The following is a 25,304-nucleotide window of genomic DNA, read 5'->3' on the forward strand; positions in this document are numbered from 1 at the left end:
TATGGCGTCGCATTACGAAGCACCTATTAGAAGACCCTTGGTACTTGGGGATAAAGATTACCACGATATTTCTGTGGATATCGCCAGGCCGGTAGAGGGCAAAGCAAATAAGCAATGGTGGATTGTTTTTTCCATTGCATTGGTAGCTTTCCTTTGGGGATTAGGTTGTATTATTTATACGGTTTCTACCGGTATTGGAGTTTGGGGTCTTAATAAAACCGTAAACTGGGCTTGGGATATTACCAACTTTGTATGGTGGGTAGGTATCGGGCACGCAGGAACGCTAATTTCAGCGGTATTGTTATTGTTTAGGCAAAAATGGAGAATGGCTATTAACCGTTCTGCAGAGGCAATGACTATTTTTTCTGTTGTACAAGCAGGTTTGTTTCCAATTATTCACATGGGTAGACCTTGGTTGGCTTATTGGGTATTGCCAATACCAAACCAATTTGGTTCATTGTGGGTAAACTTTAACTCTCCTTTGCTTTGGGATGTATTTGCTATTTCTACCTATTTATCCGTTTCGTTGGTATTCTGGTGGACCGGTTTATTGCCAGATTTTGCAATGTTGCGTGATAGAGCGATAAAGCCTTTTCAGAAAAAAATATATAGCCTATTAAGTTTTGGATGGACAGGTAGGGCTAAAGATTGGCAACGTTTTGAAGAAGTATCTTTGGTTTTGGCTGGTTTGGCTACACCTTTAGTACTTTCCGTACACACGATTGTATCTTTTGACTTTGCTACTTCTGTTATACCGGGATGGCACACTACAATTTTTCCACCTTACTTTGTGGCTGGGGCTATTTTCTCTGGATTTGCCATGGTAAACACCTTACTTATCATTATGCGTAAGGTTTGTAATTTAGAAGCGTATATCACGGTACAGCATATAGAGTTAATGAATATTGTAATTATGATTACGGGTTCTATTGTGGGCTGTGCATATATTACTGAGCTATTTGTTGCTTGGTACTCTGGAGTGGAATATGAACAGTATGCATTCCTGAACAGGGCTACGGGTCCTTACGCATGGGCTTATTGGTCTATGATGACTTGTAATGTATTCTCTCCGCAATTTATGTGGTTTAAGAAGCTAAGAACAAGCATCATGTTCTCTTTCTTTATATCTATCGTGGTAAACATAGGTATGTGGTTTGAGCGTTTCGTGATTATCGTTACCTCTTTACATAGAGATTATTTGCCATCTTCATGGACAATGTTTTCTCCAACTTTCGTAGATATCGGAATATTTATTGGCACTATTGGGTTCTTTTTTGTTCTATTCTTATTGTACTCAAGAACATTCCCTGTAATTGCGCAAGCAGAGGTAAAATCTATTTTAAAATCTTCTGGAGAACGTTATAAGCGATTAAGAGAAGAGGGTAAGCCAATGTACGAAATGCCTGTAAGAGGTAAGTTGATGGAAGAGCCAATAACCCAAGATGTATTAATGGGAGAAGTTGTACCTGCTGTTGGTGATAAAGTAGGAGTAAATGAATTGTTAAGTTCAATTGGAACTTTTGATCCAACTACTCAATCTGCGGACGATTTAAAGGAAATTAAAGGGGTGGGTCCAGAAATGGAGCGTAACCTTAATGAAATAGGTATTTACACCTTTGCTCAGGTAGCTAGAATGACAGAAAGGGAATACGAGCTTTTGGATACGATTACAGGTAAATTTCCGGGTAGGGCTCTTCGTGATGACTGGGCAGGTCAAGCAAAATTGTTGAACGATAAAAAGCAATAATGGCGTCTAAAGTTATACATGCAATTTACAATGATGATGACATTCTTATGAATGCCGTAAAGAAAGTACGTGCAGAACGTCATCATATTGAAGAGGTTTACACTCCTTTTCCAGTTCACGGTCTAGATAAAGCTATGGGCTTATCAGACACAAGAATAGCGATTACGGCTTTTTTATATGGCTGTTTGGGACTTACCGTGGCAATTACCATGATGAATTTTATCATGATAGAAGATTGGCCACAAGATATTGGTGGTAAACCAAGTTTTAGTTATTTAGAAAACTTGCCGGCATTTGTGCCAATTATGTTTGAACTTACCGTGTTTTTTGCTGCCCACCTTATGGTAATTACCTTTTACCTTAGAAGTAAAATGTGGCCATTTAAGGAGGCTGAGAATCCGGACAAAAGAACTACTGATGATCATTTTTTAATGGAAATAGGTGTTCACGGTAATGAAGCTGAGTTAAAAGAGCTATTATTAGATACAGGAGCAATTGAAGTAACTGTAAAAGAAAAGAACGCATAACAATGAAGCAATTCGTAAAGATAATTTTAAGCTTAGGGTTGATTATTTCAGCATCATCTTGTTCTGATAAGAATAGCCCTAACTATCAATACATGCCAAATATGTATGAGTCTGTAGGCTATGAAACATATGAAGGTGTAGATAATGGTTTGTTTGTAGATGGTACTGAGGCCTTAACACCTCCAGCCAATACTGTGAATAGAGAGTGGTTGCCTTATGAATTTGATAATACACCAGAAGGTAAAGAACTTGCTCGTTTACAGGCAAGCCCATTAGACAGTTTAAATTATGAGGATAATATTGCAGAAGGCGCTGCGCTTTATGCTATTTATTGTGCTATTTGTCATGGCGTAAAAGGTGATGGTCAAGGTACATTGGTTAAGCGTGAAAAAATATTGGGCGTGCCTTCTTATGATGATGTTGCAAGAAACATAACCGTGGGTAGTACATATCATACGGTTTATTATGGCCTTAACTCTATGGGTTCATATGCTTCTCAATTTAAAAGTGAGAAGGAAATGTGGCAGGTATCCGAGTACGTAATGAAATTAAAACAAGACCTTTCCAAATAAGAAAACTAGGATGAGATATACGTTTTCAAATAGATTAAAAATAGGTTCAATTATCTTAATGGTAGTTGGTGCAATATGTTTAGTAACTGGCTTTGTTACTGCACCTAGTTCCGTAGAAGAAGCCAAAGCTAAGATTGCAGCTGCTCACGATGATCATGGTGGTGGTCATGGTGAGGTTGTTGATCATGCTGTAGCAGATACTCATGGTAACTCTCATGCTGAAGATTCGCATGACGCTGGACATGACGCCGCACACGATGAGCACGTATTTCATCAAATGCAAAATAGGCCTTGGTCTGCGTTATATGTAGCTGCCTTTTTCTTTTTTATGATTTCATTAGGGGTTTTGGCGTTTTATGCAATACAACGTGCGGCCCAAGCAGGTTGGTCTCCAATTTTATTTCGAATTATGGAGGGTATTACTGCCTATTTGGCACCGGGTGGAATTATTGTTTTTGTAATCCTAGTAATGTCAGTTTTGCACATTAACCATTTATTTACTTGGGCCGATCCAGAAGTGGTTAAGCATGACGCTTTGATTCAAGGTAAAGCTGGCTATTTAAACCCTACATTTTTTATAATTAGGGCTGCTATATTTTTGGCAGGGTGGATAGCTTATAGATTCTATTCTAGAAAATTGTCGCTTGCGCAAGATCAGTCTGATGATAATTCTAACTTTAAGAAGAACTTCCGTATTTCTGCTGCATTCCTAGTATTTTATTTGGTTACTGAATCTATGATGTCTTGGGATTGGATAATGAGTTTTGATCCGCATTGGTTTAGTACATTGTTTGGATGGTATGTTTTTGCCAGCATGTTCGTATCTGGAATTACAACAATTGCTTTGGTAACTATATACCTTAAGTCGAAGGGATTGTTACCTGAGGTTAACAATAGCCATATTCATGATTTAGCAAAATTCATGTTTGGGGTAAGTATATTTTGGACTTACCTGTGGTTCAGCCAGTTTATGTTGATTTGGTATGCCAATATTCCAGAAGAGGCTGTCTACTACATTTCAAGAATTGAACATTATAAATTGCCATTTTTCGGGATGTTGGTTTTGAACTTCATTTTTCCATTATTGGTGTTAATGAATAGTGATTACAAGCGTGTTAACTGGTTTGTGGTGATGACGGGTATTATAATACTATTTGGTCACTATATGGATGTTTTCAATATGGTTATGCCAGCTACGGTAGGAGAAAATTGGCACTTAGGTGTACCAGAAATTGGTGGTATTTTATTCTTTGCCGGTTTGTTTATATTTATTGTATTCAATGCCTTATCCAAAGAAGATTTAATGCCTAAGCGTAATCCGCTAATTGAAGAGAGTAGACAATTTCATTATTAATATCGAGATAGAAGTAGTTAAAAGATGACAACAGTATTGATATTGACAGTTTTAGTTTTAGTTGGTATTGCCATTTGGCAAATGACTAAGATTTTTGAATTGTCACAACTTAGGGCAGATGCAATAAATGGTCTTGTAGCGAGTGATGAGGATAACAAAAATAACGGTTATCTTATGTTCGCCTTCTTGATATTTATCTACGGGATAACCATATTTAGTTTTGCAAAATATAGTAAGGTGCTATTACCGTCAGCGGCTTCAGCTCATGGTGATAACTATGATACTTTAATGTGGGTATCGTTTGCTATAATATTTTTTGTTCAAACAATTACCCAAGCATTGCTCCACTATTTTGCTTACAAATACAGAGGTGAAAAAGGCAAGAAAGCATTGTTTTTTGCAGATAACGATAAACTGGAATTTATTTGGACAATAATTCCTGTAATTGTTTTAGCGGGTTTAATTATTTGGGGTCTATATTCATGGACAAACATCATGGATATTAATGAAGAAGATGATCCAATTGTAATAGAGCTATATGCACAACAGTTTAATTGGACAGCTAGATATGCTGGTGATGATAATGTACTTGGCGATGCTAGTGTACGCCTTATAGATATTGACAGAGCTAATGTTTTAGGAATTGATGAGGCAGACCCTAATGGTCAGGACGACATTATTGTAAAAGAATTGCACTTACCAGTAGGTAGAAAGGTGAATTTTAACATGCGTTCCCAAGATGTACTGCATTCGGCTTACATGCCTCATTTTAGGGCACAAATGAATTGCGTGCCAGGTATGATTACCCAGTTTTCTTTTACACCAATTAAGACTACCGAAGAAATGAGACAAGATCCAGAGGTAGTCGAAAAGGTTAAAAGAACTAACAAGATTAGGGCTGAATGGGCTGCTGAGGGTAGACCAAACAGTGAACCATGGGAATTTGATTATGTTTTGCTATGCAATAAAATTTGTGGTAAGTCTCATTACAATATGCAAATGAAGATTATTGTAGAGAGTGAAGAAGACTACAATAAATGGTTGGCAGAACAAAAGACGTTTGGTGAATCTATGTCGCCAGCAGAATAATTTAGGCTAGAAAAGGAAATTAAATAAAATTTAAGAATTATGTCAGCAGCACATGCAGTTGTAGATCATGGACATGATGATCATGGTCACCACCATAAAGAGACCTTTATCACAAAGTACATTTTTAGTCAAGATCATAAAATGATTGCTAAGCAATACCTTATAACTGGTCTAATAATGGGCTTTATTGGTATTGCAATGTCTATATTGTTTAGAATGCAATTAGCTTGGCCAGGAGAGTCTTTTCCTATTTTTGAAGCAGTTTTAGGAAAGTGGGCTCCAGATGGTGTAATGGATGCAGATATTTATTTGGCTCTGGTTACCATTCATGGTACCATAATGGTGTTCTTCGTATTAACGGCAGGCTTAAGTGGTACCTTCAGTAACTTGTTAATTCCATTGCAAATTGGCGCTAGGGATATGGCGTCTGGTTTCCTGAACATGGTGTCGTATTGGTTGTTCTTTTTGTCTTCTGTAATAATGGTATGTTCTCTTTTTGTAGAGGCAGGACCAGCGGCGGCAGGTTGGACTATCTATCCACCTTTGAGTGCCATACCAATGGCGCAACCAGGTTCTGGTGCGGGTATGACGCTTTGGTTGGTCTCAATGGCTATTTTTATAGCTTCTTCTTTATTGGGTTCTTTGAATTACGTAGTAACGGTAATTAACCTTAGAACCAAAGGGATGTCTATGACCAGACTACCATTAACTATTTGGGCTTTCTTTGTAACTGCAATCATAGGTATAATTTCATTCCCTGTATTGTTATCGGCCGCATTGTTGATGGTTATGGATAGAAGTTTTGGTACTTCTTTCTTCTTGTCAGATATTTTTATACAAGGTGAAGTATTGCATTACCAAGGTGGTTCTCCAGTATTGTACGAACATTTATTTTGGTTTTTAGGTCACCCAGAAGTATATATTGTATTGCTTCCCGCTTTAGGTATTACATCTGAAGTTATGTCTACTAACGCTAGAAAACCAATCTTTGGTTACCGTGCAATGGTAGCATCAATTTTAGCAATTGCATTTTTATCTACAATTGTTTGGGGTCACCATATGTTCATTTCCGGAATGAATCCATTTTTAGGTTCTGTATTTACTTTTACAACGTTATTGATTGCAATACCATCGGCTGTTAAAGCATTTAATTATATAACCACTTTATGGAAGGGTAACTTACAGATGAATCCTGGAATGTTATTTTCTATAGGTTTGGTATCAACATTTATTACAGGTGGTCTTACCGGTATTATTTTAGGAGATAGTACATTGGATATTAATGTGCACGATACATATTTTGTAGTTGCTCACTTTCACTTGGTAATGGGTATTTCTGCACTTTACGGATTGTTTGCGGGTGTTTACCATTGGTTCCCTAAAATGTTCCATGGTAGAATGATGAATAAAAACCTGGGTTATGTGCATTTTTGGATAACAGCGGTTTGTGCTTATGGAGTTTTCTTTCCAATGCACTTTGTAGGTATGGCAGGTGTGCCAAGAAGGTACTACCAGAATACGGCATTTCCAATGTTTGATGAATTAACTAATGTGCAAATTCTTATGACCGTGTTCGCTATTATAGCAGCATTGGCTCAGCTTATTTTCATATATAATTTTATCAGTAGTATTTTCTACGGTAGAAAAGGAGGTTTGAATCCTTGGAAATCGAACACCTTAGAATGGACCACACCAATGGAGCATATTCATGGTAACTGGCCAGGCGAAATACCACATGTTCATCGTTGGGCTTATGATTATAGTAAAACCTATGAGAATGGTGAGTATATTATTGCTGGGCAAGATTTTGTTCCACAAACCGTTCCTCTACAAGATAATGAGGAAGAAATGCATCATTAATTTTAGTTTATATACATAACAAAAGGCCCGTCTTATGATGGGCCTTTTGTTTTAGTAGTATTACCATATTGGTTTGGCTAATATTATTTTGTAATATGCAATAGTATTAAGAAACTACGTCATGATAAATCTTAAAAAATATGTATCCTTTGTCTTTGTTTTATTTGCAATGTTGGCCGTTGTTAGTGCCCAAAAGAAACCAAAGATTAAAGGTAGTAGAGCCGTGGTTGAAGTAAGTGAGAGCTTACCTAAATTTAATGCAATACACATCAAGGATGATATAGAGGTGAGTCTTAAAAAATCTTTTGAAGAGGGCTATCTGCTTACCGCCGATGACAACCTAACAGATATCATAAAACTCGAGGTGCAAGATGGGACGTTAGAGGTGTCGTCATACTATCAAGTAACTTCCAAAAAAGAATTAAAACTAGAAATTAGATATACTAGTTTAAATAAGTTAATTGTACAAAATGGTGTGTTAGTCGCTACGGATGTTTTAAATGCGGATATGTTAGACATAAATCAGTATGGCAATTCTAAATTAGATTTAAACGTATCGGCCATTGCCATACGGTTAAATGTTGAGGAGGATGCTACGTTAAAACTAAATTTAGACGCAGATTCGGTATCTGTGATGTCCCGGGGTAAAGCTAAATTGGACTTAAATTCACGCGCGGATAAAATATCTTTTGAAATTTTAGATAGGTCTAACGTAAATGTATTGGGAGCCGCCCATGAAATGCAAATAGCAATTTTTCAAGATGGTAAATTAGATGGAGAGCTGTTCCAGGTAAACCATATAAGTCTAAAAGCTAGGGAGGAAAGTTTTGTAAGGATTAATGCTATAGAGAAAGTAGATTTACAACTTTCCGGTAAATCAAAAACGTATTTATTTAGTTCACCGACCATAAACCTTTCCTTATTTGAAGATTCAGCTCAACTACATAAGAAATCCAATTAAGGTATCTTTACGGCATGAACGAGAATTTAGATCCTAGTACCGATAATTTTTCTAGAGAAGAATTTGATATTGAAAAGGCATTAAGACCTATTAGTTTTAATGATTTTACTGGTCAAGCACAGGTATTAGAGAATTTAGAGATATTTGTTAAAGCCGCCAATTTAAGGGGAGAAGCTTTAGATCATACTTTATTTCATGGTCCACCCGGTTTGGGCAAGACTACTTTGGCACATATATTGGCAAATGAACTAGGAGTGGGCATAAAGGTTACTTCTGGACCTGTTTTGGATAAACCTGGGGATTTGGCCGGGCTTCTTACCAATTTAGAAGAAAGAGATGTTCTTTTTATAGATGAGATACACAGATTAAGCCCAATTGTAGAGGAATATCTGTATTCTGCAATGGAAGATTTTAAAATTGATATTATGCTAGAAACTGGTCCAAATGCCCGTACGGTACAAATCAATTTAAATCCATTTACTTTGGTGGGTGCAACCACCCGTTCTGGGTTGTTAACTGCACCTATGCGTGCACGTTTTGGTATCTCAAGCCGATTGGAATATTATGATACGGAACTGCTATCTACCATTGTGGAACGTAGTGCACAAATTTTAAACGTGCCCATTACCAATGAGGCTGCTATAGAAATTGCCGGTCGCAGTAGGGGTACCCCTAGAATTTGTAATGCGCTTTTAAGAAGGGTTAGAGATTTTGCGCAAATCAAGGGTAACGGTAATATTGATATAGAAATATCTAGGTTTGGGCTTAAAGCCTTAAATGTAGATGCTCATGGCTTGGATGAAATGGATAATAAAATCTTAGCTACTATAATTGATAAGTTTAAAGGTGGTCCTGTAGGTATTACCACTTTGGCAACGGCTGTGTCTGAAAGTGCGGAGACCATAGAAGAGGTATATGAGCCATTTTTAATTCAACAAGGATTTATAATGCGTACGCCAAGAGGTAGGGAGGTAACAGAGAAGGCATATACGCACTTGGGTAGAATACGACAAGGAACACAAGGAGGTTTGTTCTAGACATGATTTCAAAAGCAACCCATTCACAAATGATAAAAACCGAAGCGGAACGCCTCGGTTTTTTATCATGCGGCATTTCTAAAGCAGGATTTTTGGAAGAAGAGGCTCCAAGATTAGAAAAGTGGCTGCAAGCTAATTTGCATGGGCAAATGGGCTATATGGCCAACCATTTTGATAAGAGGTTGGATCCAACTAAACTAGTAGAAGGCGCCAAATCTGTAATAAGTTTGCTTCTTAACTATTTTCCAGAAGAAAAGCAAAGGCCAAATAGTTATAAGATTTCCAAATATGCATATGGTAAGGACTATCATTATGTAATCAAAAACAAGTTAAAACAGCTTATTAATTTCATTCAAGACGAAATTGGTGAGGTAGATGGTAGGGCCTTTGTAGATTCTGCACCTGTTCTAGATAAGGCATGGGCTGCTAAAAGTGGATTGGGTTGGATTGGTAAAAACAGTAATCTAATTACCCAAAAGGTAGGTAGTTTTTATTTTATTGCAGAGTTAATTGTTGATTTGGATTTGGAGTATGATCTACCAACAACAGACCATTGTGGCACGTGTACCGCATGTATAGATGCCTGCCCTACGCAAGCCATTATAGCACCTTATGTGGTAGATGGGAGTAAATGTATTTCCTATCTAACAATAGAATTGAAAGAAGCCATCCCTTCTGCATTTTCAGAGAAAATGGATAACTGGATGTTCGGCTGCGATGTATGTCAAGATGTATGTCCATGGAATCGATTCTCTGTACCACATGATGAACCTGAATTTAAGGCACGAGAAGAACTTCTAAACTACTCTAAACAAGAATGGGAAGAATTAACCCAAGAAGTGTTTCAAGAGATTTTTAGAAAATCTGCAGTTAAAAGAACCAAATACAAGGGGCTAATGCGAAATATAACCGCTTTAAAGCGGTAAAGTAGAGTCTCGTACAATTAATTCAGTTGGTAAATGTATAGTCTCATGTGTTACTTTGGTATTGTTCCTTTTGTTGGTAAGTTCAGATAACAACATATTAAACGAGATTTTACCCATGCTAAAACTTGGTTGTGCAACGGTTGTTAAAGATGGTGTTATTACGGAGGATAAAAACCAATTGCTAAAGCCAATTACTGAGATATCTTCAGGGATTTTTAATCCCCTATCTTTTATTTCTGCCATTGCGCCAACAGCAACCAAATCTGTATTTATAAACATACCATCTACTTTTGCGTTCTCATCCAACATCTTGCGCGCTTGTTCTCTTCCCATGTCAAAAGACATTTCTTCGCATAGATACACATTCTCCTCTTTAAAGGGTAGGTCATAATCAAGTAAGGCAATTTTATAACCTTCCAGGCGGTCAATGGCGTTTTGCGAGTGCAATGGGCCTCTAAAATGTACAAGTTCCTTGCAACCGGTTTTAATTAAGTGCTCGGTAGCTTCGTAAGCAGCCTTTACATCATCTATTAAAACCTTAGAGCATGCTACTGTGTTGGCAATTTTATCAAACATCACAATAGGGGTGTCCAAGTTTTGTGAGCGCAATAAATGTTCATAATCTACTGTCTCGTCAGACAAGGCAATCAGAATTCCGTCTACTTGTTTGTTGATTAAAAATTCTACCGTTTCTTTTTCTCGGTTAAACTTTTGATTGGTCTGCATAACAATTACAACATAGCCGTTTTTTTCAGCCTCATCGGTTACCCCTTTTACTATATTGGAGAAGAATTGATGCACTATCTCAGGAATTATTAAACCTATGGTTTTAGACTGTTGCGTTCTAAGGTTAACCGCAAAAGAATTGGGCTTGTAGTTTAATCTTTCAGCAGCTTCCTTAACTCTTTCAATAGTTTTTTTGCTAACGTCTGGATATGAATTTAATGCTTTAGAAACTGTGGTGACAGATATATCTAGGCTTAAAGCAATTTGTTGCAAAGTGGTTCTGCTCATGATAGTTTTATGTTAATAAAAACAAAAATAAATTTAACTCGACTTTTTAATTCTAAAAATCGAAAACGTTTTAGTGTTAAAATTTTTCTAAATTAAGAAAACTTAAAATACTTTAGCAGTGCGTTGTTAAAGAAATGACACTTAATATGTTTGGTCGCATAGTCATTTTTTTGCAGTGGTTTAAGTATTTATGAGTCTGTTTTTAAAGAGTGGAAGTTTTGGTCAAGACTTTCACTCTTTGTTTTTAAGGACTTTAACAAAGAACTAAACGGCAAAATTAAAGGTTTTCATGGAAAATAAAGTGCAGTTGATCACATATGTTGATCGTATAGGAGCAACCAATATTGCAGGTTTAAACAAATTAATTGAAAACGAGTTAAAGGATTTATTCGGCGGTGTCCATATTCTACCGTTTTTTGATCCTATAGATGGAGAAGACGCCGGTTTTGATCCAATTAATCATAAGCTGGTTGATCCCCGCATTGGTAATTGGGACGATGTACTTAAATTGAGTAAATCCGTAGATGTCATGGCAGATTTGATTGTTAATCATATGTCGTCAGACTCTATGGAATTCCAAGATTATTTGGAAAAAGGCGATAAATCAGAATATGCTAGTCTTTTCCTTACGTACGATAAAGTATTTCCAAATGGGGCTACAGATGAACAGTTGATAAATATTTACCGCCCAAGACCTGGTTTTCCTTTTAACAAAATGAAATTTAAAGATGGTTCTGAAAAACTAATTTGGACCACTTTTACGCCAAAGCAAGTAGATATAGATGTAAGCGCTGCAAAAGGTGTTTCCTATTTAGAAGATATTTTAAATATCTATGAAGCCGCCGGTATAAATATGATACGGTTAGATGCGGCTGGTTATGCTATTAAAAAAGCAGGAACTTCTTGTTTTATGATTCCAGAAACATTTGATTTTATAGCTGACCTAACCCAGAAAGCACATGATAAGGGTATTGCGGTATTAGTAGAAATACATTCATTTTATAAGACACAGATTGAAATAGCAAAAAAAGTAGATTTGGTGTATGACTTTGCCTTGCCTGTCTTGGTGTTGGATACGTTATACAACAAAAACGCTGATAATTTGGTTAATTGGTTAAAAGTTGCCCCCAAGAATGTAGTAACCGTTTTAGATACGCACGATGGTATAGGTATTGTAGATGTGGCCTCGGAAAACGGTGTTCCCGGTTTAATTCCAGACGATACCCTAGATGAAATTGTGAAAAACATGCATCGTAAAAGTGAAGGTAGGAGTTTAAAAGCTACCGGAGCTGCGGCTTCCAATTTAGACTTATATCAGGTTAATTGTACGTATTTTGAAGCTTTAGGTAAAGACGAAGATGCCTACTTACTTGCAAGAGCTATTCAGTTTTTTGTTCCGGGTATACCACAAGTTTATTACGTGGGACTTTTTGGGGATGATAATGACATGGAGCTGCTAGCTAGGACCAATGTGGGTAGGGATATTAATAGGCACTATTATACTAAAGAAGAAGTGTTGGCAAAAACCGAGACCTCTCTCTTTAAAGGTCTGGCAGAATTGATGAAAATTAGAAATACGGCCAACGCTTTTAATGGAGAATTACAAATTGATAAAGCATCGGGTTCGTTAACGCTTAAGTGGGAGAAAAACCAAGACTGGATTTCCTTAAATGCTGATTTGGAATCTGCTAAGTTTCAAATTGAAGGTGTTAATAATGGTGCTACCATTTTGTTTAATAATTAGGACCGATACTAATTGATAAAAAGCTGCTTTTAAAACGCAATAATTGGCTATATTGGGTTTTAAACTAATTGAACTAAACTAATTTTATTATGCTTAAGATACCTAAACCTCAGTTGAGTTTTTGGCAAATTTTCAATATGAATGTCGGATTCTTAGGTATTCAATATAGCTTTGGTCTACAGCAAAGTGCAATAAATCCTATTTTTTTGTTTTTAGGTGCAAAGGAAGAAACTTTGCCCTTGTTAAATTTAGCAGGCCCTATCACAGGATTAATCGTGCAGCCAATTATTGGAGCTATTTCAGACAAAACATGGAGCTCAAAGTTTGGTCGTAGAAAACCTTTCTTTTTAATTGGGGCTATTTTGGGCAGCTTGTGTTTATTCGCTTTTCCATTGAGTCCTGCTCTTTGGTTTGCCGTTGGGTTACTATGGATTTTAGATGTGGGTAACAATATGGCCATGGAACCTTACCGGGCTTTTGTAGGCGATAAATTGCCCGAAAAGCAATTTAACATTGGGTATCAAATGCAAAGTTTGTTTGTTGGTGCTGGTATTTTATTGGCTAATGCCTCAATATTCTTATTTCAAGATTGGTTTGGTGGTGGTGAAGAAATTTCGGGAGAAGTGCCAAAATGGCTTTATTATTCCTTTTTTATTGGTGCTTTCTTGTCTATTGCAACCATTTTATGGTCTGTTTTGACCACACCGGAAATTCCACCTACCGAAGAGGAAATGGAAGAAATCAACAAGCATAAAGCGTTGCCTTTTTCCAAACGTGTTTTAAAGCCTTTTGAGGAAATTTGGTTGGCTATTAAGGATATGCCAAAGTTCTTATGGAAGCTATCCGCGGTCTATTTGTTCCAGTGGTATGCACTTTTTATTTATTGGCAATTTATTACTCCATTGCTTAGGGTTACCATGGGTATGGATACATCAGAAGCTACAGCACAAGCGGCCAAGATGAGTACAACCTACAACGTAACTACAGCTGTAGTAGCTTTAATATTGGTGCCAATTGCCATGAAATTTGGAAACAAAAAAGTATACGCTTTTAGTTTACTGGGTGCGGCCATTTGTCTTTTTATAATTCCGCACATAAGTGATCCTAATTTTATTTTAGTTCCAATGGTATTATTTGGTATTGGTTGGGCAGCTATGATGGGTATTCCCTATAGCATGGTTTCTAAAATAGTTCCTCAAGACCGCAGAGGGGTTTATATGGGCATCCTTAATATGATGATTGTAATTCCAATGGGTATACAAACGGTAAGTTTTGGTCCAATTTATACCTATTTATTGGGTGGTAACTCTGTAAATGCCATCCTTTTTGCAGGGGTGTTTTTCTTTATAGCTTTTGTCCTGGCATTGCGTCTAAACATGCCAAAGCAACATCAAGAACAGAATTTGGACCAAACCATAAATTAATATTTTCCAATTCATTTTTATATTGATGGAAATAGCGTAGTATACTTTTAGTAGAGTTCTTACCTTTATCCGCAAAATCCGAACAAGGTATGAGCAACGAAAAACAACGCAGAGAAGCTTTAGTATATCATGCAAAGCCACAGCCTGGAAAAATAAAAGTAGTTCCTACAAAACCCTATGCAACCCAAAGAGACCTGGCTTTGGCGTATTCTCCGGGGGTAGCAGAACCTTGTTTGGAGATTCATAAAAACAAGGAAGATGTTTATAAGTATACCTCTAAAGGGAATACTGTAGCCGTTATATCTAATGGTACGGCGGTACTAGGTCTAGGTAATATTGGTCCAGAGGCATCTAAACCCGTAATGGAGGGTAAAAGTTTACTATTTAAAATTTTTGCTGATATAGACGGTATTGATATAGAATTGGATACGGAGGACGTAGATAAATTTATAGAAACCGTAAAGATAATTGCCCCAACCTTTGGCGGTATCAACTTAGAAGATATTAAGGCTCCTGAGGCTTTTGAGATTGAAAGAAGGTTGAAAGAGGAGTTGGATATTCCGGTTATGCACGATGATCAACATGGTACTGCAATTATTTCTGCAGCCGCTTTGCTTAACGCGCTTGAACTTGCGGAAAAGAAAATGGAGGAAGTTAAAATTGTGGTTAGTGGTGCCGGCGCCGCTGCAATTTCCTGCACAAGACTTTACCAGGCATTTGGTGCTAAAAGAGAAAATATTGTAATGCTAGATAGTAAGGGCGTAATACGTTCAGATAGGAATAATCTTAGCAGTCAAAAAGCAGAGTTTTCTACCCATAGAAAAATTGATACCCTAGAGGAGGCCATGATAGATGCAGATGTATTTATTGGTCTCTCTATGGCAGATGTTTTGTCTCCAGAAATGCTAAAGACCATGGCAAATGATCCTATCGTTTTTGCTATGGCCAACCCAAATCCTGAAATAGCATACGATTTGGCTATAAAGACACGAGAAGACGTAATTATGGCTACAGGTAGGTCTGATCATCCTAATCAGGTAAACAACGTGCTTGGTTTTCCTTTTATTTTTAGAGGAGCATTAGATGTAAGGGCTACCAAAATAAACGAGGATATGAAAATGGCAGCGGTGAGGGCTTTGGCAGATTTGACCAAAGAAGCCGTGCCGGAACAGGTAAATATTACCTATGATACTACTAGGTTAACATTTGGAAGGGATTACATTATACCAAAACCATTTGATCCAAGGTTAATTGCTAAAATTCCGCCTGCTGTGGCTAAAGCGGCTATGGACAGTGGGGTGGCGCGTTCGCCAATCAAGGATTGGGATAAGTACGAAGAAGAGCTTTTACAGCGCTCGGGTAATGATAATAAGGTGGTACGTATGCTACACAATAGGGCTAAAGTAAACCCTAAAAAGATTGTGTTCGCGGAGGCGGAGTTGCTAGATGTGTTAAAAGCGGCTCAGATTGTATACGAAGAGGGTATTGCTATTCCTATTCTGTTAGGTAATAAAGAAAAAATTGAGGAACTAAAGGTAGAGTTGGAGTTTGATGCCGATGTGGAGATAATAGATCCAAGGGCAGAAGAATTTAAGGCCTTACGTAAAAAATATGCTCAGCGCTTGTATGAGCTAAGGCAAAGAAAGGGAGAAACCCTTTATAGTGCTACCGTAAATATGGGCAAGCGCAATTATTTTGGTGCCATGATGGTTTTAGAAGGTGCTGCGGACGGCATGTTGTCTGGGTATTCTAGGGCTTATCCTAAAGTGCTAAGGCCTGTTTTTGAGGTAATAGGTAAAGCAAATGGAGTGCAAAAAGCTTCAACCGTTAATATTATGATTACGGAACGCGGTCCGCTTTTCTTGGCAGATACTTCAATAAATATTGACCCATCTGCAGAGGAACTTGCAGAAATTACACAGATGACCGCCCAAGTTGCTTCAACATTTGGATTTAATCCTGTTATTGCCATGCTGTCGTATTCCAATTATGGTTCTAGTAATCACCCTAAGGCAAAAAAGGTAAATGATGCGGTACGTATTCTACACGAAAAATATCCTTCTTTGGTAGTAGATGGTGAAGTGCAAACAGACTTTGCTCTAAGTAAAGAAATGAGCGATGTTAATTTTTCGTTCTCAAAAATATCCAATCAAAAGGTAAATACCTTAATTTTTCCCAACTTGGATTCTGCCAACATTACCTATAAATTGCTAAAGCAACTAAATGGTGCCAGTTCTATTGGTCCTATAATGGTTGGGCTTAGAAAAGCAGTGCATATTTTACAATTAGGGGCAAGTGTAGATGAGATGGTAAATATGACGGCTGTAGCAGTAATAGATGCCCAAGAAAGGGAGAAGCGTAGAATGGCGAAAACTAAACAATAAGATATGTATGCTTACTTAAAAGGGAAACTAGTAGAAAAAAATCCCACCTATGCCATTGTAGATTGTAATGGGGTTGGATACTTTCTAAACATATCTTTGCACACCTTCTCGCTCTTGCCAAGTGATGAAAATGTGTTATTGTATACCCACTTGCAGGTTAAAGAAGATGGGCATACGTTATTCGGTTTTGCCCAAAAGGCCGAAAGAGAAATTTTTCTATTATTAATCTCTGTAAATGGAATAGGTGCAAGTACGGCGCGCACCATGTTATCTTCTTTAGACCCAGCCCAGGTGCGAGATGCCATTGCAAGTGAAGATGTAGCTACCATACAAGGTGTTAAAGGGATAGGCGCCAAAACCGCCCAGCGCGTAATTTTAGATCTTAAGGATAAGGTTTTAAAGGTTTACGATTTAGACGAAGTTTCCATAAAATCAAACAATACAAATAAAGAAGAAGCGTTATCTGCTTTAGAGGTTCTTGGTTACACAAGAAGACAGTCAGAAAAAGTGATTGATCGGGTGCTTTCCACAGATGCCTCCCTGAGCGTAGAGGACATTATTAAAAAGGCGCTTAAAAATTTGTAACTAGTTTGAAAAGAGGGGTGTTTCTTCTGTTTAAATCCGCCGGGTTTAAACCATTATTTGTATGTATAGTTTTTGTTTTCTTGAGTTTGGGTGTCCAAGCGCAAGATAACGAACAGCCGCAGGATTCTACCCAGACCGGTGTGGCATTAGGTAAGATACTTTTGGAAAATCCGAACAGTATTGTTGCCAAATACCAATATGACCCTACCATAGATCGTTACGTTTACACGGAAAGTGTAGGCGAATTCAACGTAAACCATCCAATATTTCTAACGCCAGAACAGTATTATGATTTGGTTCGAAAAGAAGGTATAAAATCTTATTTTAAAGAAAAGATAGATGCTTTTACGGGTAAGAAAGAAGGTAGTGAAGAAGCCCGCAAGAACTTGTTGCCAAATTTTTATGTGAACAATAATTTTTTTGAATCCATTTTTGGCGGCAACACTATTGAAGTTATTCCGCAAGGATCGGTTGCCATGGATTTAGGCGTTATCTGGCAAAAAAATGATAATCCGGCACTTTCGCCCAGAAATAGGACCAATCTAGCGTTTGATTTTGACCAGCGTATCAGCTTAAGTTTATTGGGTAATGTTGGCGAGCGTTTACAGGTTACGGCTAATTATGATACCGAGGCTACTTTTGATTTTCAAAATCTAGTAAAGTTAGATTATACCCCAACAGATGACGATATACTCAGAAAAATAGAAATTGGTAATGTTAACATGCCACTTAATAGCTCCCTAATCACGGGTGCACAAAGTTTATTTGGGGTAAAAACGCAATTACAGTTTGGTAAAACTACGGTTACCGCGGTTTTTTCAGAGCAACGCTCGCAAAACAATACGGTGGTGGCCCAAGGTGGCGGTACCATTAATGAGTTTGCACTAACTGCCTTGGATTATGACGAGGATAAGCACTTTTTCCTATCCCAATATTTTAGGGATAATTATGATGTGGCATTACAAAACTATCCGTTTATCCAAAGCCAAGTGCAAATTACCCGTTTGGAGGTTTGGATAACCAATAGAACACAACAAACACTAAATGTTAGAAACATTGTAGCCTTGCAAGATCTTGGAGAGGGTAGAATTGGACCTAACGGAGAAGAGCGTACCAGAATAGGGAAAGAGGGTACGCCTCCGGCAAGTTTTTTTAATGTGAACGCTAATGGTGCTTTGCCAAGAAACAGTAATAACGATTTTGATCCGGCACAATTGGGGCAGGGCGGCGCCTTAACAAATGCCATTAGGGATATAGCAACGGTAGAGCAAGGTTTTAATGCGGCCGCATTGGGAGGCTATCAAATGAATCAAGGATTTGATTATGCCATTTTAGAAAATGCTAGAAAGCTAGAGGCGGGTAGGGATTATGATTTTAATACCCAATTGGGATACATTTCTTTAAATCAAAGATTGAGCAATGATGAGGTTTTGGGTGTTGCTTTCCAATATACCTATCAGGGTAATGTATACCAAGTTGGTGAGTTTGCCAATGGTGGGGTAGATGCTACTACGGTCTCTGGTGGCGCAAATCCAATCATCGAAAACAATACGTTGATACTTAAGTTGCTTAAAAGTAACATTACTAACGTAGAAGATCCTATTTGGGATTTAATGATGAAAAATATCTACTCAACTGGTGCTTATCAGCTAAGCGAGGAAGATTTTAAATTAAATATTCTTTATACGGATCCTACACCAAGAAACTACATAACTCCGGTAAATTCAGCTACAGGTTGGCCAAGTGGTCTAGAAGATCGTATCCTGATTAATGTGTTTAACCTTGATCGTTTAAATATTTATAACGATGTGCAGCCAGGGGGTGATGGTTTCTTTGATTATGTGCCCGGTATAACGGTAGATACCCAGAACGGAAGGGTCATTTTTACCAAAGTGGAACCGTTTGGTGAGTATCTCTTTAACCTATTGGATTCTGGTGTTGAAGATTATAATCAACCAACAACCTACAACGCAAACCAAGAAAAATATGTTTTTAGGAACATGTATGCCCAAACCAAGGCGGCGTCTTTGCAAGAAGCAGAGAAAAACAGGTTTCAGTTAAAAGGTAGGTATAAAAGTCAAGGCAATAATGGTATTCCAATTGGGGCTTTTAATGTGCCTCAAGGTTCTGTTAGGGTAACCGCAGGAGGTAGGCAGTTACAAGAGGGTATAGATTATACGGTGAACTATCAGGCTGGTACTGTTCAAATCTTGGATCCAAGTCTTGAAGCCTCCAATACGCCAATAAATATATCTGTAGAGAACAATGCTGTATTTGGTCAGCAAACACGAAGGTTTACCGGTATAAATGTAGAGCATCAATTTAACAAAAACTTTGTATTAGGTGGTACCTTGTTGAATTTGAACGAAAGGCCACTTACACAAAAATCCAATTACGGTGTAGAACCGGTTAACAATACCATCTTTGGACTAAATACTAATTTTAGTACAGAAGTACCATTTCTAACGCGCTTGGCTAATAAGTTGCCTAATATAGATACGGATGTTCCATCTAATATTTCGCTACGTGGAGAGGTAGCCTTTTTAAAACCAAATTCGCCCAAGAATGCCGATTTTCAAGGGGAAACAACCACCTATTTGGACGATTTTGAAGGGGCACAGGCATTAATAGATATCCGTTCTTCATTAGGTTGGGCATTGGCGAGCCCACCTGTAGAATTTTCTCAAGGCGTACAAAATTTAGAAACCGGGTTTAACCGAGCCAAAATGGCTTGGTATACCATAGACCCTATATTTTATACCAACCAACGTCCGTCTGGAATTTCAGATAGCGATATTTCATCCAATGCCACTAGAAGGGTATTTATTAGCGAGGTGTTTCCAGAGACAGACATAGCCCAAGGGCAGACCACCGTTCAAGGTACTTTGGATTTGGCCTATTTTCCATCAGCTAAAGGGCCTTACAATGCGAATCCAAGTTTTACGGGCGCTGCTCAAGATAATTGGGCTGGTATAATGCGTTCATTAAGCAGTACTAATTTTGAACAATCCAATGTAGAATTTGTTCAGTTTTGGGTGCTAGATCCGTATGTGGATGGTGAAACAAGTAACACAAATGCTGGAGAATTGGTGCTCAATTTGGGTAATATTTCTGAAGATATTTTAAAAGATGGCAGAAAGCAATATGAAAATGGATTGCCAACGCCAACAAATACGGAAACTCCAAGACAAACCGTTTGGGGAGAAGTGCCTTCTACGCAAGCTTTAGTTTACGCTTTTGATGCAGATGAAAACAGTAGAACCTTACAAGATATAGGTTATGATGGTTTGGATGATGCCGAAGAAGCTTCAATTTACAATGGTCCGGCAAATGACCCTGCGTTAGATAACTACCAGTATTATTTAAATAGGGAAGGTGGTATTTTAGAGCGCTACTATGATTATAACAATCCACAAGGCAACTCACCTGTTCAGGTATCTAACACCAATAGGGGAGCTACCACCTTGCCAGATGTAGAAGATGTAGATAGGGATTTAACCATGAATACGGTAAATAGTTATTACGAATACCGTATTCAGATAAAGCCCAATACCACCATAGATGATGAATATGTAACGGATATTAGGGAAGGTCAGGCAACAGGAACAAGGGTTCCAGATGGTACACCTAGAAATTATAGATGGATTCAATATAAGATTCCGCTTACGGATTTTACCGATGCTATTGGAGGTATTTCAGATTTTAGGTCTATTAGCTTTATGCGTATGTACATGACCGGTTTCCAAGACGATGTTGTTTTGCGTTTTGCAACCTTGGATTTAGTGCGTGGCGATTGGCGTTCGTACACCAAAACCTTACAGCCAGGGGTGGATGACATTCCGGGCGATGATGGTACGGTTGCTGAGGTACACACGGTAAATATCCAAGAAAACGAAACCAGGGAGCCAATTCCGTATAAATTGCCTCCGGGTGTGGTGCGAGAACAATTGAACAACAATAACACCATTATCAATCAAAACGAACAATCTTTGGCATTTACCGTTAAAAACCTAGAATCTGGAGATGCAAGAGGTGTTTTTAAAAATCTTAATGTAGATGTAAGGCAATATGAACGTATTAAAATGTTTATGCATGCCGAAAAATTATTTAACACGGATTATTCTGATGATGCCACACCTCTAGTTGGTTTCCTGAGAATTGGTACGGATTTTTCTGAAAACTTTTACCAGATAGAACGTGCGCTACAATTTACACCCTATGGAACCACAGATTCTGAAGGTATTTGGCCAGAAGTAAATGAAATTGATATTTCTTTAGACGATTTAAACAAGGTAAAGTCACTTCGTATTGCACAACGCAACGATGGAGTTCCGTTAAACGAACTACGTTTTTACGAGGTAATTGATGGTGTGGTCACAGAGGTAGATGAATTTGCACCACGTACCTTAGGTAGGAACAGAATAGGAATAAGAGGTAACCCCTCTTTTGGTAGCATACGTAGTATGATGGTAGGGGTTAAAAACATAGATGATTTACCGGCCAGAGGAGAGGTTTGGTTTAATGAATTACGTTTGGCCGGGCTAGACAACAATGGAGGTTGGGCGGCCATTGCCGCACTAGATGCAAACATGGCAGATTTTGCAAATGTTAGTGCAACGGCTAGCACCAGTACATCAGGATTTGGTGCTATTGATCAAATGCCAAACGAAAGAGCTAGGGAAGATGCCATTTCTTATGATGTGGTTACCAATGTTAACGTTGGGCAGTTGTTTCCTAAGAAATGGGGGTTGCAATTACCGTTTAACTTTGGATTGTCTGAAACTTTAATTACACCAGAATTTGATCCCGTTTATGACGACTTAAAACTTGATGACCTGGTGGCGGCCGCACCTACAGAAGAGCAAGCGGCGCAAACACAAGAGCAGGCAGAAGATTACACCAAGAGAAGAAGCGTAAATTTTATAGGTGTACGTAAAAACAGAAGTGAAGAGGCAGAAGAAAATTTCTATGATATTGAGAATTTCACCTTTAATTATTCTTACAACAAAACCAGTCATAGAGATTTTGAAATAGCAGATTTGCAAGATGAAAACGTTACTACTGGTTTTGTATATAACCATAATTTTAAACCTGCACCCGTAGCACCATTTGCAAAAAAAGATTCATTGCTTACCGGTAAATATTGGCAATGGCTAAAAGAACTCAATTTTAACTTGTTACCAACAAGCGTTTCTTTAAATGCCAATTACAATAGGTCTTTTAATCAACAAAGGTTTAGAGATGTTCTGGAACCAGGTGTAGAGGCATTGGATTTACCATTGCTGCAACAACGTAATTATTTGTTTAATTGGCAGTATGCTCTAAATTACAGTATTACTAAATCACTTCGTTTAAACCTAACCGCCTCTAACAATAATATTGTAAGAAACTATTTTAATACGGATGGCGACCAAGAATCTGGTGTTAACGAGTTATTGGATTTATGGGATGGGTTTTTTGATATTGGAGAGCCTAATAGACACGCCCAGCAAATGCAATTGAATTATGAATTGCCTTTTGATAAGGTTCCTTTCTTGAACTTTATAAACGCACAATATACCTATACCAGTAATTTTGATTGGCAACGTGGTGGAGATGCCTTGGCAGAGGTGGCAAGAGAAGCGTTAGGAGACCCAGAAGCTCAAATTAATACGGTACAGAACGCAAATACACACAACCTCACCGCAAATTTGACCATGCAACGTTTCTATGATTTTCTAGGGTTGAAAAAACGAGATGGCAAATTGCCCGTGGCACGTGCAAGCGTGTTAAGAAGGGATAAAGCTGGTAACCCAAAGGAAGGAGCAAAAGATGAAAAACCAAAAGGTAAGACCAGTAAAGGGTTAAATGCACTAATAGACTTTGTTACTATGGTTAAGCGTGTAAATGTTAATTATAGTGAGAACAATGGTAAAGTATTGCCTGGTTACACGCAATCTATTGGCTTTATAGGAACGGCAAGGCCATCTGTAGGTTTTGTGTTCGGTAGCCAAAGAAACGTTCGTTTTGAAGCGGCTAGGAGAGGTTGGTTAACCAACTTTACAGAATTCAATTCGCAATACATGCAGAACAATGTTAAGAACTTGAATATTACCGCAACGGCAAATCCTATTCCTGATTTAACTATTGATTTAACAGCAGATAGGCAAATAACCAATAGTTTGCAAGAAAACTATGTTCCAGATCTATGGAGGCAAGGGCAAACAGGCTTGGTCAATAGCTTTGGTAACTTTAGTATATCAACTGTAATGATTGGTACGGTCTTTAACAAAAGCGATGAGTTTGACTCGGAAACGTTTCAACAGTTTAAAGCTAATAGAATAACTATTGCAAATAGAATTGTAAATGATCGTGGTGTTGTTGTTGCGGATACAGATGAAGACGGGTTTCCTAGCGGATACGGTAAAACGAGTCAAGATGTATTGTTGCCGGCGTTTTTTGCTGCCTATACCGGTCAGGATGTAAATCGTGTAAACCTAGATGCGTTCAGGGAAATTCCAATTCCAAACTGGAATTTAAAATACACGGGGTTAATGAAGAACAAATGGTTTAAAAAGAAGTTTAAGCGTTTTTCATTACAGCATGGTTACAGAGCGGCCTATAGTGTTAACTCTTTTCAGACCAATTTAGAGCGGCAACAATTACTTAAGGAAAATCAAGCACCAATTAATGGTGAAACGGGTAATGTGCTTCCAGAAAATTTAATTGGCAATGTGGTGTTAACAGATGAGTTTAACCCATTAATGCGAATGGATTTTGAAATGAAAAACTCCTTGAGCGTCTTGGCAGAAGTTAGAACGGATAGAACATTGTCATTAAGTTTTGATAATAGCTTACTTACTGAAATTAACGGAAAGGAATATACCTTGGGGCTGGGTTATCGCTTTAAAGATGTAAAATTTGTAACCAATATTGGAGGTGAGCGTACGCGATTAAAAGGAGATTTAAATTTAAAGGCGGATCTTTCCGTAAGAGATAATGTAACCATTATCCGTAACCTGGATATAGATAACAACCAAATAACTTCTGGTCAGGATTTATGGAGCATTAAGTTCTCTGCAGATTATGCGTTAAGCAAGAATTTGAACGCATTGTTTTTTTATGATCATAGTTTTTCTCAGTTTAAAGTGTCTACCGCCTTTCCACAGACAACTATAAACGCTGGTTTTACCATTCGTTACAATTTTGGAAATTAATCCAATAAGAAAATAGAAATAGCACATTTTTACTTTGAATAGCTAAGGAAAGGTTTAAATTTGTGTCGACTCTAAAATGAACAAAATGAATATTCCTTCAGAATTAAAGTACACTAAAGACCACGAGTGGGTTAAAATAGACGGAGAAGTTGCTACCGTGGGCATTACCGATTTTGCACAAGGTGAACTTGGAGATATTGTATATGTAGAAGTGGAAACCTTAGATGAAACGTTAGATAAAGATGAGGTTTTTGGAACGGTAGAAGCGGTTAAGACGGTGTCTGATTTGTTTTTGCCATTATCTGGTGAAATTATTGAATTTAATGAATCATTAGAGGACGAGCCAGAAAAGGTAAATAGTGATCCATATGGTGAAGGTTGGATGATAAAAATTAAAATTGCCAATCAAGAGGAAGTGGCAAGTTTATTAAGTGATGCAGACTATAAAGAAGTTGTTGGCGCTTAAAAAAAATATATACCTAATAGGATTAATAAGCTGGCTGGTGTTCATAACATCACTCAGCTTATTTTCGTTTTCAGATGGCCCTTCTATTGGTATAGATATACCCCATTTAGATAAAGCAGTACATTTTACGTTCTATTTTGTGGCAACAATTCTTGGGGTTTTGGTAGCGCAAAGCAATATCAAAAGATTAAACAAGAGGGCAATTATCTTTGTTGTGTGTATGGCTATTATTTACGGTGCGATAATTGAAGTGCTGCAAATGTATATGGCTTTGGGAAGAGAAGCGGACTTTTTTGACTTTTGGGCCAATACCGCAGGAGCAACTTTGGCCGGTTTACTCACTCAAAAGTACCGTTCCCTAATTTCTACCCTAATTTAAAGGGGCAAATTGTTCATTATTTAAATATTTGGTTAAATT

The 25,304-nt window shown here is 37.7% G+C and carries 17 protein-coding genes; 16 read left to right on the forward strand and 1 reads right to left on the reverse strand.

What is annotated here, in order from left to right:
- The first annotated feature begins 1 nt into the window (after position 1).
- From nrfD to queG, 9 genes are all read left to right on the forward strand, one after another.
- On the forward strand, positions 2 to 1,747 hold the full coding sequence (gene nrfD / locus BUL40_RS03765; protein WP_080318141.1) for an NrfD/PsrC family molybdoenzyme membrane anchor subunit: 1,746 nt from the start codon (positions 2 to 4) through the stop codon (positions 1,745 to 1,747).
- Positions 1,747 to 2,274 carry a DUF3341 domain-containing protein gene (locus BUL40_RS03770; protein WP_010518482.1) on the forward strand — a complete coding sequence of 176 codons (528 nt, stop codon included), beginning with the start codon at positions 1,747 to 1,749 and terminating at the stop codon, positions 2,272 to 2,274. Before nrfD ends, BUL40_RS03770 begins: the two co-directional genes overlap by 1 nt.
- A 2-nt stretch (positions 2,275 to 2,276) precedes the next feature.
- The gene (locus BUL40_RS03775; RefSeq protein ID WP_141239637.1) at positions 2,277 to 2,846 is read left to right on the forward strand and encodes a c-type cytochrome; all 570 of its coding nucleotides are present in this window, start codon (positions 2,277 to 2,279) and stop codon (positions 2,844 to 2,846) included.
- 10 nt (positions 2,847 to 2,856) lie between these two features.
- The gene (locus BUL40_RS03780; protein ID WP_176465443.1) at positions 2,857 to 4,200 is read left to right on the forward strand and encodes a quinol:cytochrome C oxidoreductase; all 1,344 of its coding nucleotides are present in this window, start codon (positions 2,857 to 2,859) and stop codon (positions 4,198 to 4,200) included.
- A gap of 24 nt (positions 4,201 to 4,224) precedes the next feature.
- Complete coding sequence (locus tag BUL40_RS03785; protein WP_010518479.1) at positions 4,225 to 5,289, forward strand: cytochrome c oxidase subunit II; 1,065 nt, start codon at positions 4,225 to 4,227, stop codon at positions 5,287 to 5,289.
- A 39-nt stretch (positions 5,290 to 5,328) separates the two neighbouring features.
- Positions 5,329 to 7,149 (forward strand): cytochrome c oxidase subunit I, encoded by a 1,821-nt coding sequence (locus tag BUL40_RS03790; protein WP_080318142.1) that lies wholly within the window; start codon positions 5,329 to 5,331, stop codon positions 7,147 to 7,149.
- A 121-nt stretch (positions 7,150 to 7,270) separates the two neighbouring features.
- Entirely contained in the window at positions 7,271 to 8,110 is an 840-nt protein-coding gene (locus tag BUL40_RS03795; RefSeq protein ID WP_080318143.1) for a GIN domain-containing protein, read from the forward strand.
- 14 nt (positions 8,111 to 8,124) lie between these two features.
- On the forward strand, positions 8,125 to 9,147 hold the full coding sequence (gene ruvB / locus BUL40_RS03800) for a Holliday junction branch migration DNA helicase RuvB (RefSeq protein ID WP_080318144.1): 1,023 nt from the start codon (positions 8,125 to 8,127) through the stop codon (positions 9,145 to 9,147).
- Positions 9,148 to 9,149: 2 nt separating this feature from the next.
- Positions 9,150 to 10,073: a tRNA epoxyqueuosine(34) reductase QueG gene (queG, locus tag BUL40_RS03805; protein ID WP_080318145.1), complete on the forward strand. Its 924-nt coding sequence runs from the start codon at positions 9,150 to 9,152 to the stop codon at positions 10,071 to 10,073.
- Here the strand turns inward: queG and BUL40_RS03810 are convergent.
- Positions 10,062 to 11,087 (reverse strand): LacI family DNA-binding transcriptional regulator, encoded by a 1,026-nt coding sequence (locus tag BUL40_RS03810; RefSeq protein WP_080318146.1) that lies wholly within the window; start codon positions 11,085 to 11,087, stop codon positions 10,062 to 10,064. The two genes, queG and BUL40_RS03810, sit on opposite strands and share 12 nt — an antisense overlap.
- 289 nt (positions 11,088 to 11,376) lie before the next feature.
- Between BUL40_RS03810 and gtfA the strand changes: the two genes are divergently transcribed.
- The 7 genes from gtfA to BUL40_RS03845 all read left to right on the forward strand — a co-directional run bounded on the left by gtfA (position 11,377) and on the right by BUL40_RS03845 (position 25,265).
- The gene (gene gtfA / locus BUL40_RS03815; RefSeq protein WP_010518473.1) at positions 11,377 to 12,831 is read left to right on the forward strand and encodes a sucrose phosphorylase; all 1,455 of its coding nucleotides are present in this window, start codon (positions 11,377 to 11,379) and stop codon (positions 12,829 to 12,831) included.
- A gap of 137 nt (positions 12,832 to 12,968) precedes the next feature.
- Complete coding sequence (locus BUL40_RS03820) at positions 12,969 to 14,255, forward strand: MFS transporter (RefSeq protein WP_244901814.1); 1,287 nt, start codon at positions 12,969 to 12,971, stop codon at positions 14,253 to 14,255.
- 89 nt (positions 14,256 to 14,344) lie between these two features.
- The gene (locus BUL40_RS03825) at positions 14,345 to 16,639 is read left to right on the forward strand and encodes an NADP-dependent malic enzyme (RefSeq protein WP_010518471.1); all 2,295 of its coding nucleotides are present in this window, start codon (positions 14,345 to 14,347) and stop codon (positions 16,637 to 16,639) included.
- Between the two features lie 3 nt (positions 16,640 to 16,642).
- Positions 16,643 to 17,224 carry a Holliday junction branch migration protein RuvA gene (gene ruvA, locus BUL40_RS03830; protein WP_010518470.1) on the forward strand — a complete coding sequence of 194 codons (582 nt, stop codon included), beginning with the start codon at positions 16,643 to 16,645 and terminating at the stop codon, positions 17,222 to 17,224.
- A 5-nt stretch (positions 17,225 to 17,229) separates the two neighbouring features.
- Positions 17,230 to 24,420, forward strand: coding sequence for a T9SS outer membrane translocon Sov/SprA (gene sov, locus BUL40_RS03835; RefSeq protein WP_080318148.1), 7,191 nt, complete (start codon positions 17,230 to 17,232; stop codon positions 24,418 to 24,420).
- A gap of 85 nt (positions 24,421 to 24,505) precedes the next feature.
- A complete protein-coding gene (gene gcvH / locus BUL40_RS03840) occupies positions 24,506 to 24,886 on the forward strand; it encodes a glycine cleavage system protein GcvH (RefSeq protein WP_080318149.1) in 381 nt (126 codons plus the stop codon).
- Positions 24,855 to 25,265 (forward strand): VanZ family protein, encoded by a 411-nt coding sequence (locus BUL40_RS03845; protein ID WP_080318150.1) that lies wholly within the window; start codon positions 24,855 to 24,857, stop codon positions 25,263 to 25,265. The genes gcvH and BUL40_RS03845 overlap by 32 nt, the downstream gene beginning before the upstream one ends.
- Positions 25,266 to 25,304 lie beyond the last annotated feature (39 nt).

Origin of the sequence: Croceivirga radicis, assembly GCF_002072105.2 — a bacterium.
Classification (GTDB): Bacteria; Bacteroidota; Bacteroidia; order Flavobacteriales; family Flavobacteriaceae; genus Croceivirga; species Croceivirga radicis.